Raw genomic sequence first — 14276 nt, 5'->3', positions numbered from 1 at the left:
TGTTATATAGGATAATGGGTAGGGAACACTAACCGTAGTGAAGGTTCCATTGTAATGGAATATGGAGGAGTGAGAACATGTCTGAAAAAATTTATGACGTTGTTATTATTGGTGCTGGTCCTGCAGGGATGACGGCGGCTGTCTATACATCACGTGCGAACCTTTCAACATTGATGTTAGAACGCGGAGTACCTGGCGGGCAAATGGCCAATACAGAGGAAGTTGAAAATTATCCTGGTTTTGACACGATTCTCGGACCTGAACTTTCAACGAAAATGTTTGACCATGCAAAGAAATTCGGTGCGGAATATGCTTATGGGGACGTTAAGGAAATCATTGACGGTGAAGAGTATAAAACGATCAAAGCCGGTTCCAAGGAATTTAAAGCACGTTCAATCATTATTTCATCGGGTGCCGAATACAAGAAAATCGGCGTTCCTGGCGAAAAGGAATTGGGCGGCCGCGGTGTATCGTATTGTGCTGTTTGTGATGGTGCATTTTTCAAGCAAAAGGAACTGTTCGTTATCGGCGGCGGAGACTCTGCTGTTGAAGAGGGAGTGTACTTGACCCGTTTTGCTTCAAAAGTGACGATCGTCCACAGACGTGAAGAACTTCGTGCTCAAAAGATTCTTCAAGATCGTGCATTTGCCAATGAGAAAATTAATTTCATCTGGAATCATACTTTGAAGGAAATCAATGAAAAAGGCGGTAAAGTCGGCGGTGTCACTCTAGTTTCCACTGTAAACGGAGAAGAGACAGTGATGGATGCAGACGGTGTATTCATTTATATCGGAATGCTTCCTCTAACTAAACCATTTGAGAACTTGGGCATCTTAAATGCTGCAGGCTATGTTGAAACGAATGATCGGATGGAGACACACGTCCCGGGTATTTTTGCAGCTGGTGACGTTCGTGAAAAAACATTGCGCCAAATCGTTACAGCTACAGGTGATGGAAGCATTGCTGCTCAATCCGCTCAGCATTATGTTGAGGAACTTCAAGAGAAATTGCAACCAAAGGCTTGATTGCACAAAAGTTTCACACTTCGTAATTCGGTTTTAACGATGTTGTAACACGTGTGAAATAATGATTGTGTATAGTATGGGTAGAAAGTTGACCCCCTTTAATTATAAACGTTTGAGGACACAGATTAAGTATCTGTGTCCTTTTTTTTGTGTCCTGCTTTATGACTACCTGCTTTAAGACTATATCTTTAGTGCCGATTTTTAGGTAAATTTTCATTGCTTGGAATGTGAAGTTAGCCATCTCTTTGAATTTAGGCAGGGAAAGTGGAGAAGAATAGGAGTTAAGCAGGAGATAAAGACTTACTCAGTGATTCCTTGCGAATGAATATTCCCCCAATGCAGGAAGTTTCCTTTATTGTTAGCTCATTTCAAAAATAGTATAATGATAAGATATACTAAACATATCTGTCAAAAGGTAATAAGATGTAAAATACAACTTGTTTGAACTATTAGCATTTGAGAATCGCCAAATGGATATCTAACGGCGGTTTAATGATATAAACTGAATCTCTTCAAGAAGAAGAGGGAAGGTTTCTATAGTCGAGCAGAGGCCAATTGAGGTGAAGAACGTGCAACGTGTCACAAACTGTGTATTGATTAAGGATGATCAAATCCTCTTATTGAAAAAACCTAGACGCGGATGGTGGGTAGCTCCAGGCGGCAAGATGGAGCCTGGGGAATCTGTACGTGATGCTTGTATTAGAGAATATCGCGAAGAAACAGGAGTTTATTTGAAAAACCCTTCCATAAAAGGTATTTTCACCTTCATTATGAAGGACGGGGATAAAGTTTTGTCAGAGTGGATGATGTTCACTTTCTTTGCGACGGATTCAGATGGTGTCAATGTGGATGTTTGTGAAGAAGGGGAACTTAGCTGGCATCCGGTTGATGATGTTAAAAAGCTGAAAATGGCTGAGGGTGATTTTCATATTCTGGACTATATGGTCCATGGAAGTGGAATCATTTATGGAACGTTTACCTATACGCCTGAGTTTAAGTTACTTTCTTATCGATTGGATCCAGGTTAATATTCAATATTCAATATAAAAAAGATTGCTATATATGGGGGCGGAGAACTATGAGTACAGGGGAGATTAATGAAACGCAATTGGTCATCATAACCGGAATGTCAGGAGCAGGTAAGACAGTGGCGGTTCAAAGTTTTGAAGACCTCGGCTTTTTTTGCGTCGATAATTTGCCGCCCACGCTATTGCCAAAGTTTTTGGAGTTAATGAAGGACTCCGGGAATAAGATGAATAAAGTGGCTCTTGTCATGGACTTGAGGGGGAGGGAGTTTTTTGATTCCTTATTTCTTGCACTGGATAAATTAACGGAATCAGCGGCAGTATCACCAAGAATCCTTTTTCTTGAAGCTGATGATGATTCCTTGGTACGCAGGTATAAGGAAACGAGAAGGACCCATCCCCTTGCTCCATTAGGCAGGCCATTGGAAGGCATTAAAATGGAACGGGAACTATTGGACGAACTAAAGGGAAGAGCTCAGCTGATCTTTAATACTTCACAACTGAAACCGCGCGAATTGAGGGAGAAAATCGCTTCGGAATTTTCTGCGGATAAATGTGTAGGTTTCACAGTCAATGTCATGTCCTTCGGGTTCAAGCATGGTCTGCCAATAGATGCCGACCTTGTGTTTGATGTACGTTTCCTGCCAAATCCATATTATATTGACCATATGAGGCCAAAGACTGGTTTGGAACAGGAAGTGTCGAGTTACGTTTTAAAATGGAGTGAGACTCAAAAGTTCTTGGAAAAGGTGACCGACCTGCTTGCCTTCATGCTTCCACATTATAAACGTGAAGGGAAAGCACAGCTTGTAGTTGCGATTGGGTGTACAGGCGGTCAGCATCGTTCTGTAGCATTGACGGAGTATATTTCAAACCACTTCAAAAAGGATTACAGCGTTCAAATATCTCATCGTGATATCGAAAAAAGTAAGGGGAAAGCAGATGTTAGATAATAAGAAACAACCTAAGGTTGTGATCATCGGAGGGGGAACCGGCCTTCCCGTTTTGTTAAGAGGTTTAAAGAAGCATCCAGTGGATATAACGGCGATCGTCACTGTAGCAGATGATGGCGGAAGTTCGGGTCGCCTTCGCGAGGACATGGATATCCCCGCGCCAGGTGATATTCGTAACGTTCTAGCAGCGTTATCGGATGTAGAGCCTCTTGTTGAACAAATGTTTCAACATCGCTTTCAGAGTAAAAATGAGCTATCCGGGCATTCGCTGGGGAATTTGATCCTGGCGGCAATGACCTCGTTGACCGGAGATTTTGTCCATGCTATCCAGGAAATGAGTAAATTCCTTAATGTCCGTGGTAAAGTGCTTCCGGCTGCCAACCAAAGTGTGGTTCTCCATGCGGAGATGGATGACGGAACGATTGTTACAGGAGAATCCAAGATCCCCTTTTCAGGAAAGAAAATAAAAAAAGTATTCCTGTCTCCTCAGCATATAAGGCCGCTCAGTGAAACTCTTCAGGAAATTAAGCATGCAGATCTTATTGTCATTGGTCCAGGAAGCTTATATACTAGCATTCTGCCTAACTTACTTGTCCCGGGCCTAGGGGAAGAGGTTGGCCGCTCCAAGGCTAAGAAGGTGTACATTTGCAATTTAATGACACAAGCCGGCGAGACGTTGGATTATAGCGCGAGCGATCATATAAAAGCTATATATGACCATATGGGAAATGCATATATTGACAGGATACTGGTTAATAATGAGGAAATACCGACTGAGATTCAGCAACGTTATCAAGCTGAATATGCCAAACCGGTCATGTATGATGTAGAAAGTTTAAAACGGATGGGTCTTGAAATCATACAAGAACGCATTTTCAGCTATGAAGGGAATGTAATACGCCATGACACGAAAAAAGTGGCGGATTTGCTTTATAATATGCTTGTAAATGAAACAAAAAGCCACATTGTTCCGTAGATATAAGCGGGGACGTTTTTTTGATTGATAAAATAGATTACCTGCGTTCGATTGGGGGTGAAATGGATGTCTTTTGCTTCAGAAACGAAAAAAGAGCTTACTACATTAGAGGGAAAGGATTGCTGCGGAAAAGCGGAATTGTGTGCGCTTATCCGGATGAACGGATCCCTTTCATTTTCTAATCGGAAGCTTGTCGTGGATATTCAAACTGAGAATGCTGCGATTGCCAGAAGGATTTATACGCTGCTGAAAAAAAGTTATGAGGTCCAGGTCGAGCTTTTGGTCCGTAAAAAGATGAAGCTTAAAAAAAATAATGTTTATATTGTCAGGATGTCATCTGGAGGGCAGCGGGTTTTAACCGATTTGGAAATTTTAGGCGACGGCTTTGAAATTCTCCATGCTATATCCGACACTATTGTTGGGAAGAAATGCTGTAAGCGTTCATACCTAAGAGGTGCATTCCTTGCGGGGGGATCGGTGAATAATCCGGAAACGTCTTCCTATCACCTTGAGATTTTCTCACTTTATAAAGAGCACAATGATGCCCTTTGTGAGCTAATGAATAAGTTTGGCTTGAAGGCCAAGACGCTTGAACGCAAAAAAGGGTACATCATTTATTTGAAAGAAGCCGAAAAGATAGCTGAGTTTTTAAGCATAGTCGGTGCCCATTCAGCCTTATTAAGATTCGAGGATGTACGGATTGTCCGTGATATGCGTAATTCAGTAAATCGACTTGTGAATTGTGAAACAGCCAATTTGAACAAAACGATTGGTGCCTCATTGCGCCAGGTTGAAAATATCCATTACATTGAGGATACGGTAGGACTAAGCATTTTACCGGATAAGCTTCGGGAAATTGCGGAGCTTAGGATAGCATTTCAGGATATAACCTTAAAGGAACTTGGAGAAATGGTATCAGGAGGAAACATCAGTAAGTCAGGGATTAATCACCGATTACGCAAGATTGATGAAATAGCTGACAGGCTCCGTGGGGGAGAGGCTATTGCTGCGAAAAAATAAAGCTAACAGGGGAGATCAAGATGGTGGAAAAACAAGTTGAAGTAAAACTGAAAACAGGTTTGCAAGCCCGGCCAGCCGCTCTTTTTGTACAAGAAGCTAACCGCTTTCATTCGGATGTTTTTCTTGAAAAAGAAGGAAAAAAAGTGAATGCGAAAAGTATCATGGGATTAATGAGCCTTGCCATCAGTTCTGGCGTGTCCGTTAAGTTAATCGTGGAAGGACGCGATGAAAAGGAAGCAATAGAGGCATTGGAAGAGTTCATTCAGCAAGAGGGGTAAAATAAGAGGATGCCAAAAGTGCATCCTTTTCTTTTATGATTTTTCACATTATGTGAAAAAAGGCTCCGAAAGTCGCTTAAGACGACTTTCGGAGCCTTTTTTATCATTTTTTATTTAGAGTCTTTTTTGTCATCAAGAATGCTGCGCGTGATGACTTTGTCAATCAAGCCATATTCAAGAGCTCTTTCGGAAGTCATGAAGTTATCACGTTCCGTATCTCTTTGAAGGACTTCAATAGGTTGACCAGTACGTTCTGCCAAGATTTGGTTCAGCTTATCTTTCAAGTGAAGGATACGGCGGGCAGCAATTTCAATTTCCGTTGCTTGACCTTGGGCTCCTCCAAGTGGTTGGTGAATCATGACTTCACTGTTTGGCAACGCATAACGTTTGCCCTTTTCACCAGCGGCCAATAGGAATGCACCCATGGAAGCGGCCATACCGATGCATACAGTGGATACATCAGGTTTGATATACTGCATAGTATCGTAAATGGCCATACCGGAAGTGATGCTTCCACCTGGGCTGTTGATGTATAAAGTGATATCTTTTTCAGGATTTTCCGCTTCTAAAAATAGTAATTGAGCAACAATTGAGTTGGAAACATTATCGTCAATTCCACTTCCTAGCATAATGATCCGGTCTTTTAATAAACGGGAGTAAATATCGTAGGCACGCTCCCCACGACTTGTTTGTTCGATAACTGTAGGAATTAAATTCATGTTCATTTCCTCCTTCGATTAAGAGAATCATTTAAATTCTTTATGTATGTATGATACACTTTTTGGTCAATTTAGGTCAAACAAAACAAACCCTATAATGGATAATTTGTTCGACAATTTTCTGGCAAGTCCCCTTCCCGAATAGATTTATTTATAATTATGCCGCACAGGGATGAATTTCCACATTACCCATAATACCCAAAAGGTGAAGTTTTAAACCTGATAACCCTTGCAAAGGATGGGATTCTATCATATAATGAAGTCTGTCGAAAAAAGATTTTCTATTTCGCCCTCGTAGTGCAACGGATAGAACGCAAGCCTCCGAAGCTTGAAATGCAGGTTCGATTCCTGCCGAGGGCATTACCAATCTCCTGCTTAATAAAGTGGGGGATTTTTTATTGGTCAATTCAATTAGAAGGCATTAAATGGTTCCTTGCGATTTTTGATGGATTTACTCGATTTCCGTAAAATTCCGTCGAATCATGGTATTTCACTCCCTTGCCTCAGAATATTCGCCCCTACCATTGAAAAATGGTGATTTTTCAGTAAAAGTAGTTGTGAAAATCGCATTTCTAACATATAGTATTTAAAACAAATACACTATTCAGAAAAAAAACGTAAGCGTTTTCATGGGTTTTTGTGTAGAATTTTCTCCTGATAATGTAAAATGGAGTGGGGGAGGGATGAATCGATGAGTATGAATATGAAAGCAGGACTTTTTCAACAGCAAACATTAAAGATGGCAATGACCCAGGAGCTTATGCAAGCAATTACATTGCTGCAATACTCCTCACAGGAGCTATCGGCATTCTTAGAAGATAAAATGGTGGAAAATCCATTACTGTCCCTAGATCAGCCAACATCTTCTTTATTTCAGCCAACCTTTGACCGAAAAAAGGGAAAACGGACTCTTAAAAATACGTATGATGCCAACTATTGGATTGAACAAATCAGTGAAGATACACTATCGCTTGAACAGCATGTCATGTCCCAGGTGAATCACCAGCAACTTTCCGGTGAGCAGCAGAAGGCGATGCTACTATTAATTCATAATCTTGATGAAAACGGTTACTTAAGGACTCAGCTGGAGGATATATGTGTTCCAGGCATATCTTCAGTCGTTTTGGAAGAGAGCCTTTCGATTTTACAGCAGCTTGAGCCGCATGGAATTGCAGCAAGGAATCTTCAAGAGTGCCTTTTACTTCAGGTAAAAGCAGAAGGGGTGAATTTGCTGGCAGAATCGATCATAGAAAATCATTTCCTCGATTTTGCTGAAAAGCGTTGGAAGGACTTAAGTAAGAAAATCGGTGTTACAATGAAGGAGATTCAAGAAGTCTTTGATTATGTCCAGACGTTGAACCCGCGTCCAGCTTCACTCTTTTTTCAGGAAAAACCTTCTTATATAGTGCCGGATGTGGTCGTGGAAGTTCGTGATGGGGTACTGCTTGTGGGGAATTATGATGGCAACTCACCAAATCTTAATGTGGATAAAGGGTATTTGAACCGAATGAAGAGCCATAAGGACCAGGGAGTGCAAAAGTTCATCCAGGATAAGTGGCAGGAATATCAATGGATCTCTAGAGGGATACAACAGAGAAAAGAAACGATATTGAAGGTTATTCAGTGCATCGTCGAAAAACAGCCGGCGTGCTTTCGTCATGGCCTTAACCATTTGAAGCCGATGACGATGAAAGAAGTCGCCGACGAGATTGGTATTCATGAATCCACAGTTAGCCGGGCCGTTAAAGGAAAATACGTACAGACACCATTTGGCACAATAGAGATGCGGATATTTTTCACTACTTCTTTACAGTCAGTCGGCCTTGATGAGGATATGTCGGGCATGCAAGCAAAAAAGGGCCTGCAGGCAGCCATCAATGGTGAAAATAAACAAAAGCCGCTTTCGGATCAAGATTTGGCAGAACGATTGAAAGTGGAGCATGGAATTATACTGGCGCGCCGAACGGTCGCCAAATACCGGGAACAATTAGGGATCCCTTCTTCATCTAAACGAAAAAGATATGATTGAAAAGGATGAGTGGTTTGGAATCAAATGCGTTTGTTTTATATAGTAGGGAAAAATGTCCATTATGTGATAAAGCCAAGCGGATACTTGAAGAAGTGAAATTCGAGTCAGGCATAGGGTATAAGGAAATCGATATCCATACCGATGATGATTTGGTTGAGAAATTCGGATTGATGATCCCTGTTGTAGAATGGAAAGATGATATTGTTCAATTTGGAAATGTTGATAAATTAGCTCTAAATAGGCTTTTCGAAAAATAATTTTTCAAATCATTTGAAGAAACATTCCGTTCCTGCTAGAATAAAATATGTAGCAGGAATATTTTTTTGGTGTAAGTGGGACAGAAAACGACTACACGGGACATTATGTGTCCAACTTAACTATTTAGGAGTTTTAAATATGCGTACATTACTCGAGGTACAAAGAAAATTATTACCTGATTTCCTTATGGCTATGCAAAAAAGATATGATATCCTGCGTTATATCAAAATGATGCAGCCAGTTGGAAGGCGAAGTCTGGCCGTGAGCCTTAATTTGACTGAGCGGACGCTTAGAAGCGAGGTTGATTTTCTGAAAAGTCAGAACCTGGTTAACATATTCAGTTCTGGTATGACGCTGACTGATGAAGGGATTGAAATCCTGGATAAGTTAGAAGGGATAATGCGTGAAGTAATGGGTATAGACATAATGGAGCGGCAATTGCAGGATTTGTTACAAGTGGATGAGGTCATTATTGTCTCAGGAAATTGTGATGAAACCCCATGGGTGAAAAAAGAATTGGGTAAAGCTTGTGCAAACCGTATGAAACGAGAATGGAACTCAAAAAATATCATTGCGGTTACTGGTGGATCGACAATGGCCGAAGTGGCTAATTCGTTGTCACCTGATGAGGCTTCCAAGAAATTGACATTTGTCCCAGCCCGCGGGGGAATTGGTGAAGCAGTGCAGAACCAGGCTAATACGATTGTCGAAAGAATGGCACAGAAGGCGCATGCCTCTTACAGAGTGTTATATGTACCCGATCAATTAAGCGGTGAGGTTTATGCTTCCTTCATGAAGGAACCTGCAATTAAAGAAGTGATTTCCCAAATCAAATCTGCCGATATGATCATTCATGGAATTGGTGATGCCATGGCGATGGCAGAGAGAAGAAATTCTTCGCCAGAAATGTTAAAGAAGCTGTTAGATGGAAATGCTGTAGGAGAAGCATTCGGTTATTACTACGATGAAAACGGAAAAGTTGTTCACAAGGTTTTGACAGTCGGAATCCAGTTAGATGATCTTAGCCCTGAAAAGCGAGTGATAACTGTGGCAGGTGGAAAAACTAAAGCTAAGGCTATCCGTTCTTACATGAAAGGCGCGCCTTCATCGACCGTTTTGATAACGGATGAAGCGGCAGCCCAAGAGTTAATTCAGGGGAATTACACCCCTTAATATATTTGCGAACTTAAAAGGAGGAATTTTTCATGGCAGTAAAAGTTGGAATTAATGGTTTTGGACGTATTGGACGTAATGTATTTCGTGCAGCATTGAGTAATCCTGAGGTAGAGATTGTAGCTATTAACGACTTAACGGATGCTAATATGTTAGCACACCTTCTTCAATATGATTCAATTCATGGATCTCTTAATGAAAAAGTAACGGTTGATGGGGATTACCTTGTTGTTGATGGTCATAAAGTCAAAGTATTGGCTGAACGTGATCCTGCACAATTAGCATGGGGTGAACTGGGAGTAGAAGTAGTAGTTGAATCTACAGGACGTTTCACAAAACGTGCGGATGCTGCTAAACATTTAGAAGCTGGCGCGAAAAAAGTAATCATTTCGGCTCCTGCATCAGATGAAGACATCACAATCGTCATGGGTGTAAACGAAGAAAAATATGATGCAGCAAACCACCATGTAATCTCTAATGCTTCTTGTACAACGAACTGCTTAGCACCATTTGCTAAAGTGCTTCAAGAACAATTCGGAATTAAACGCGGTATGATGACGACTGTTCACTCATATACAAATGATCAGCAAATCCTTGATTTGCCTCATAAAGATTATCGCCGTGCTCGGGCAGCGGCTGAGAATATCATTCCTACAACTACTGGGGCAGCAAAAGCTGTTGCACTTGTCCTTCCTGAACTTAAAGGGAAATTGAATGGTATGGCAATGCGTGTACCTACTCCAAACGTATCTGTTGTCGACCTTGTTGCAGAGCTTGAAAAAGACGTAACGGCTGAAGAAGTGAATGCAGCATTTAAAAAGGCTTCAGAAGGCGAATTAAAAGGAATTCTTGAGTACAGCGAACTTCCGCTAGTATCAGGTGACTATAACGGTAACCCAGCATCATCTACAATTGATGCCCTTTCCACAATGGTAATGGAAGGAAACATGGTTAAAGTATTATCTTGGTATGATAATGAAACAGGATATTCTAGCCGTGTTGTTGATTTAATCAACTATTTGGCTAAAAAAGGATTGTAATTAGAATAATAAAAAAAACCTCACCAAAGTGAGGTTTTTTTTATCACACCTCTAAAAAAACTTGGCAGAAGATGATATTATAAGTTAGTCATTAATCAGTCAAGCGTTTACATTTCTTGTTTTTGGATAATTTCCTTTAAACCGACTATAATGAAAAAGAGAAAAGGGGAGTTGGGATATTTACCCTCTCCCTTTTTGATTAAAAGAATCAAAAATATGATAACAATATCTAAGGAGGTTCTTGGATTATGAATAAAAAGTCGATTAGAGATATTGAGTTAAAGGGGAAACGCGTATTTTGCCGTGTTGATTTCAACGTGCCGATGCAGGACGGAAAGATTTCGGATGATACGAGAATCAAAGCTGCACTGCCGACGATTTCCTATCTGACGGAACAAGGCGCTAAAGTCATTTTAGCCAGCCACCTTGGCCGTCCTAAAGGACAAGTCGTTGAAGAATTACGTTTAGCTCCTGTTGCGGAAAGACTAAGTGAACTTAGTGGCAAAGATGTGCGAAATGCTCAAGAAGCTTATGGTGAGTCCGTTCAATCAATCATTGATAACATGGAAAATGGTGAGATCTTGTTGTTGGAGAACGTTCGTTTCTACCCGGGGGAAGAGAAGAACGATCAAGAATTGGCGAAGTCATTTGCTGCACTGGCGGATGTTTATGTAAATGATGCATTCGGAGCTGCACACCGTGCACATGCGTCCACTGAAGGGATAGCACACCATCTTCCAGCTGTTGCCGGATTACTGATGGAAAAGGAACTTTCTGTGCTGGGAAAAGCCCTATCCAACCCAGAACGCCCTTTCACAGCTATAATTGGCGGAGCGAAAGTAAAGGATAAGATAGGCGTTATCGAAAACCTTTTGGAAAATGTCGATCACTTGATTATTGGTGGTGGACTGGGTTATACATTTATTAAAGCACAAGGTCATGAAATCGGTAATTCTTTATTGGAAGAAGACAAAATAGAATTGGCCAAATCTTTCATCGAAAGTGCAAAGGAAAAAGGCGTAAAATTGCATTTGCCTATTGATGCAGTTGTAGCAGCTGAATTCTCACCTGATGCAGAATCAGAGAATGTTGATATCGATGCTATTCCAAATGATAAAATGGCTTTGGATATCGGTCCAAAAACTAGTGAATTATTTGCGGATGTAATTAAAGGTTCCAAGCTTGTCATATGGAATGGACCGATGGGTGTATTCGAGTTCGATAAGTTTGCGAATGGAACGAGAACGGTTGCTGAAGCATTGGCGGAATCAAAAGGTACGTACAGTATTGTAGGCGGAGGCGATTCAGCCGCAGCTGCTGAAAAGTTTGGTTTAGCAGAAAAGATGTCCCATATTTCAACTGGCGGCGGTGCATCTCTTGAGTTCATGGAAGGCAAAGAATTGCCTGGCGTTATGGCCTTGAACGATAAATAAGCGTTAACCGTTACATAATTCAACTTTAGAAGGGATGAGAAACAAATGCGTAAACCGATTATTGCAGGAAACTGGAAAATGAATAAAACACTATCTGAAGCGACTGCCTTTTTAGAAGAAGTGAGCAATCTGATTCCGAAGCAAGATTTAATCGATACGGTTGTATGTGCTCCAGCTTTGTTTCTGGATCAACTGGTTAAAGCAGCAAAAGGAACCGATGTGAAAATCGGGGCGCAGAACATGCACTTTGAAGAAAGTGGTGCTTTCACAGGAGAAATCAGTCCAATCGCTTTAGCTGATCTGGGTGTATCCTATGTAATTCTTGGCCATTCTGAACGCCGGGAAATGTTCAACGAAACGGATGAAGGCGTTAATAAAAAAGCGCATGCCGCTTTTGCACATCAGTTAACCCCTATCGTTTGTTGCGGTGAAACACTTGAGCAAAGGGAAGCGGGCGAAACGAATGATTTCGTTGGAAGCCAGATTGAAAATGGCTTGGCGGGATTATCTGAAGATCAATTAAAACAAACCGTCATTGCCTATGAGCCTATTTGGGCGATTGGAACAGGGAAATCGTCTTCTGCTCAAGATGCAAATGAAGTTTGTGCACATATTCGCTCAGTTGTAGCTGACAAGTTTTCAAATGAAGCGGCTGCAGCCATCCGCATTCAGTACGGTGGCAGTGTAAAACCTGAGAATATTAAAGAGTACATGGCACAGCCTGATATTGACGGTGCGTTGGTAGGCGGGGCAAGCTTGAAAACCGATTCCTTTTTACAATTGCTGGAGGCTGGTCACTATGAGTAAGTCGCCTGTGGCACTTATCATCTTAGACGGTTTTGGCTGCCGTAGCGAAGAAAAAGGAAATGCTGTTTTTCATGCGAAAAAACCGAACTTTGACCGTTATTGGGAACAGTATCCGCATTCCCATTTAACTGCAAGCGGGGAAGCTGTCGGCTTGCCTGCCGGTCAAATGGGGAACTCCGAAGTGGGGCATTTGAATATTGGGGCAGGACGGATCGTTTATCAAAGTCTTACCCGTGTGAACCTGGCAATCCGTGAAGGTGAGTTTGCAGAAAATCCAACTTTGGTCGATGCCATGAGCCATACCAAGAAAAAAGGCACGGACCTTCACCTTTTTGGCCTTCTTTCAGATGGCGGCGTACACAGTCATATTGAACATATGTATGCCCTGCTGAAATTGGCCGCAAAAGAAGGAGTTAAAAATGTATATGTACATGCATTTTTAGATGGACGTGATGTCGGACCGAAAACGGCGCAAGGTTATATTAAGGAAGCGGAAGCGAAAATGAAGGAAATCGGTGTCGGTCAGTTTGCGACCATTTCCGGAAGATATTATTCGATGGACCGTGATAAACGGTGGGAACGTGTGGAGAAATCCTACCGTTCGATGGTGTATGGTGATGGACCTGCTTACTCTTCAGCTATGGAATGTGTCGAGGACTCCTACGAACATGGCATTTTTGACGAGTTCGTGATACCTTCAGTCATAACGGCGGAAGACGGTAAACCGGTGGCAACGATTAAAGATGATGATGCCGTTATCTTTTATAACTTCCGTCCAGACCGGGCGATCCAGATTTCCAATACGTTCACGAATGAGGACTTTCGCTCATTTGACCGCGGTCCTGGACATCCGTTGCACCTCCATTTTGTATGCTTGACACATTTTTCAGAAACAGTTGACGGATATGTTGCTTTTAAGCCGACAAATCTTGATAATACATTAGGGGAAGTACTTTCCCAAAACCAGCTTACCCAGCTTCGTATCGCTGAAACTGAAAAATACCCTCATGTGACGTTTTTCATGAGCGGCGGACGTGAAGAGAAGTTTCCTGGTGAAGAGAGGATTTTAATTAATTCTCCGAAAGTCGCTACATATGATTTACAACCGGAAATGAGTGCTTATGAAGTGACGGATGCATTAGTGGAACAAATTGAGGCTGACCGTTTCGATGCGATCCTTTTGAATTTCGCCAACCCGGACATGGTTGGTCATTCAGGGATGCTTGAGCCTACCATTAAAGCGATTGAAACCGTGGATGAATGCCTAGGCAGGATCGTCGATTTAATCGTCTCAAAAGGCGGTACAGCAATCATTACAGCTGATCATGGCAATGCTGATGAAGTCGTAACGCTTGAAGGCGACCCCATGACAGCCCATACAACGAATCCCGTGCCTGTCATTATCACTAAAAATCAGGTAACATTAAGAACAGGTGGTATCCTAGGCGATTTAGCTCCAACGATGCTTGATTTGCTTGGAGTCGAAAAACCTGTTGAAATGACAGGGAAATCCCTATTATCTAAATAAAAATTGTGAATT

14 protein-coding genes and 1 tRNA gene are annotated in these 14276 nt (G+C 41.7%); 14 read left to right on the top strand and 1 reads right to left on the bottom strand.

Annotated elements, in window-relative coordinates; all coding sequences use genetic code 11:
- The first annotated feature begins 77 nt into the window (after window positions 1-77).
- From trxB to UP17_RS23520, 6 genes are all read left to right on the top strand, one after another.
- Entirely contained in the window at window positions 78-1025 is a 948-nt protein-coding gene (gene trxB / locus UP17_RS23545; RefSeq protein WP_061465560.1) for a thioredoxin-disulfide reductase, read from the top strand.
- Window positions 1026-1594: 569 nt separating this feature from the next.
- The gene (locus UP17_RS23540) at window positions 1595-2053 is read left to right on the top strand and encodes an NUDIX hydrolase (protein ID WP_061465559.1); all 459 of its coding nucleotides are present in this window, start codon (window positions 1595-1597) and stop codon (window positions 2051-2053) included.
- A gap of 50 nt (window positions 2054-2103) precedes the next feature.
- Window positions 2104-3003, top strand: coding sequence for an RNase adapter RapZ (gene rapZ, locus UP17_RS23535; RefSeq protein ID WP_061465558.1), 900 nt, complete (start codon window positions 2104-2106; stop codon window positions 3001-3003).
- On the top strand, window positions 2993-3979 hold the full coding sequence (locus UP17_RS23530) for a gluconeogenesis factor YvcK family protein (RefSeq protein WP_061465557.1): 987 nt from the start codon (window positions 2993-2995) through the stop codon (window positions 3977-3979). Before rapZ ends, UP17_RS23530 begins: the two co-directional genes overlap by 11 nt.
- Window positions 3980-4045: 66 nt before the next feature.
- Window positions 4046-4999 (top strand): DNA-binding protein WhiA, encoded by a 954-nt coding sequence (gene whiA, locus UP17_RS23525; protein ID WP_061465556.1) that lies wholly within the window; start codon window positions 4046-4048, stop codon window positions 4997-4999.
- Between the two features lie 20 nt (window positions 5000-5019).
- Window positions 5020-5277, top strand: a complete 258-nt coding sequence (locus tag UP17_RS23520; protein WP_061465555.1) for an HPr family phosphocarrier protein — start codon at window positions 5020-5022, stop codon at window positions 5275-5277.
- A 110-nt stretch (window positions 5278-5387) separates the two neighbouring features.
- On the opposite strand, the gene clpP is transcribed toward UP17_RS23520, so the two are convergent.
- A complete protein-coding gene (gene clpP / locus UP17_RS23515; protein ID WP_061465554.1) occupies window positions 5388-5996 on the bottom strand; it encodes an ATP-dependent Clp endopeptidase proteolytic subunit ClpP in 609 nt (202 codons plus the stop codon).
- Between the two features lie 288 nt (window positions 5997-6284).
- Between clpP and UP17_RS23510 the strand changes: the two genes are divergently transcribed.
- The 8 genes from UP17_RS23510 to gpmI all read left to right on the top strand — a co-directional run bounded on the left by UP17_RS23510 (window position 6285) and on the right by gpmI (window position 14264).
- A tRNA-Arg gene (locus tag UP17_RS23510) sits at window positions 6285-6356 on the top strand.
- A gap of 331 nt (window positions 6357-6687) precedes the next feature.
- Entirely contained in the window at window positions 6688-8025 is a 1338-nt protein-coding gene (rpoN, locus tag UP17_RS23505) for an RNA polymerase factor sigma-54 (protein WP_250211725.1), read from the top strand.
- Window positions 8026-8030: 5 nt separating this feature from the next.
- Window positions 8031-8282, top strand: coding sequence for a glutaredoxin family protein (locus tag UP17_RS23500; RefSeq protein WP_061466287.1), 252 nt, complete (start codon window positions 8031-8033; stop codon window positions 8280-8282).
- 139 nt (window positions 8283-8421) lie between these two features.
- Window positions 8422-9456 carry a sugar-binding transcriptional regulator gene (locus tag UP17_RS23495; RefSeq protein WP_061465553.1) on the top strand — a complete coding sequence of 345 codons (1035 nt, stop codon included), beginning with the start codon at window positions 8422-8424 and terminating at the stop codon, window positions 9454-9456.
- 32 nt (window positions 9457-9488) lie between these two features.
- Window positions 9489-10496 (top strand): type I glyceraldehyde-3-phosphate dehydrogenase, encoded by a 1008-nt coding sequence (gene gap, locus UP17_RS23490; RefSeq protein WP_061465552.1) that lies wholly within the window; start codon window positions 9489-9491, stop codon window positions 10494-10496.
- Between the two features lie 248 nt (window positions 10497-10744).
- Window positions 10745-11929: a phosphoglycerate kinase gene (locus tag UP17_RS23485; protein ID WP_061465551.1), complete on the top strand. Its 1185-nt coding sequence runs from the start codon at window positions 10745-10747 to the stop codon at window positions 11927-11929.
- 45 nt (window positions 11930-11974) lie between these two features.
- On the top strand, window positions 11975-12736 hold the full coding sequence (gene tpiA, locus UP17_RS23480; protein ID WP_061465550.1) for a triose-phosphate isomerase: 762 nt from the start codon (window positions 11975-11977) through the stop codon (window positions 12734-12736).
- The gene (gene gpmI, locus UP17_RS23475) at window positions 12729-14264 is read left to right on the top strand and encodes a 2,3-bisphosphoglycerate-independent phosphoglycerate mutase (RefSeq protein ID WP_061465549.1); all 1536 of its coding nucleotides are present in this window, start codon (window positions 12729-12731) and stop codon (window positions 14262-14264) included. The genes tpiA and gpmI overlap by 8 nt, the downstream gene beginning before the upstream one ends.
- Window positions 14265-14276 lie beyond the last annotated feature (12 nt).

Source organism: Peribacillus simplex (assembly GCF_001578185.1).
Lineage (GTDB): Bacteria > Bacillota > Bacilli > Bacillales > DSM-1321 > Peribacillus > Peribacillus simplex_A.
Note: the sequence above shows the minus strand (reverse complement) of the source record. Positions and strands in the feature narration are given on the sequence as shown.

Excerpts from the sequence above, each read along its gene's own strand:
- gpmI (WP_061465549.1), top strand. The coding sequence starts at position 12,729 with ATGAGTAAGTCGCCTGTGGCACTTATCATCTTAGACGGTTTTGGCTGC.
- rapZ (WP_061465558.1), top strand. The coding sequence starts at position 2,104 with ATGAGTACAGGGGAGATTAATGAAACGCAATTGGTCATCATAACCGGA.
- UP17_RS23500 (WP_061466287.1), top strand. The coding sequence starts at position 8,031 with ATGAGTGGTTTGGAATCAAATGCGTTTGTTTTATATAGTAGGGAAAAA.
- gap (WP_061465552.1), top strand. The coding sequence starts at position 9,489 with ATGGCAGTAAAAGTTGGAATTAATGGTTTTGGACGTATTGGACGTAAT.
- rpoN (WP_250211725.1), top strand. The coding sequence starts at position 6,688 with ATGAGTATGAATATGAAAGCAGGACTTTTTCAACAGCAAACATTAAAG.
- UP17_RS23520 (WP_061465555.1), top strand. The coding sequence starts at position 5,020 with ATGGTGGAAAAACAAGTTGAAGTAAAACTGAAAACAGGTTTGCAAGCC.
- tpiA (WP_061465550.1), top strand. The coding sequence starts at position 11,975 with ATGCGTAAACCGATTATTGCAGGAAACTGGAAAATGAATAAAACACTA.
- UP17_RS23495 (WP_061465553.1), top strand. The coding sequence starts at position 8,422 with ATGCGTACATTACTCGAGGTACAAAGAAAATTATTACCTGATTTCCTT.
- trxB (WP_061465560.1), top strand. The coding sequence starts at position 78 with ATGTCTGAAAAAATTTATGACGTTGTTATTATTGGTGCTGGTCCTGCA.
- clpP (WP_061465554.1), bottom strand. The coding sequence starts at position 5,996 with ATGAATTTAATTCCTACAGTTATCGAACAAACAAGTCGTGGGGAGCGT.
- UP17_RS23530 (WP_061465557.1), top strand. The coding sequence starts at position 2,993 with ATGTTAGATAATAAGAAACAACCTAAGGTTGTGATCATCGGAGGGGGA.
- whiA (WP_061465556.1), top strand. The coding sequence starts at position 4,046 with ATGTCTTTTGCTTCAGAAACGAAAAAAGAGCTTACTACATTAGAGGGA.
- UP17_RS23485 (WP_061465551.1), top strand. The coding sequence starts at position 10,745 with ATGAATAAAAAGTCGATTAGAGATATTGAGTTAAAGGGGAAACGCGTA.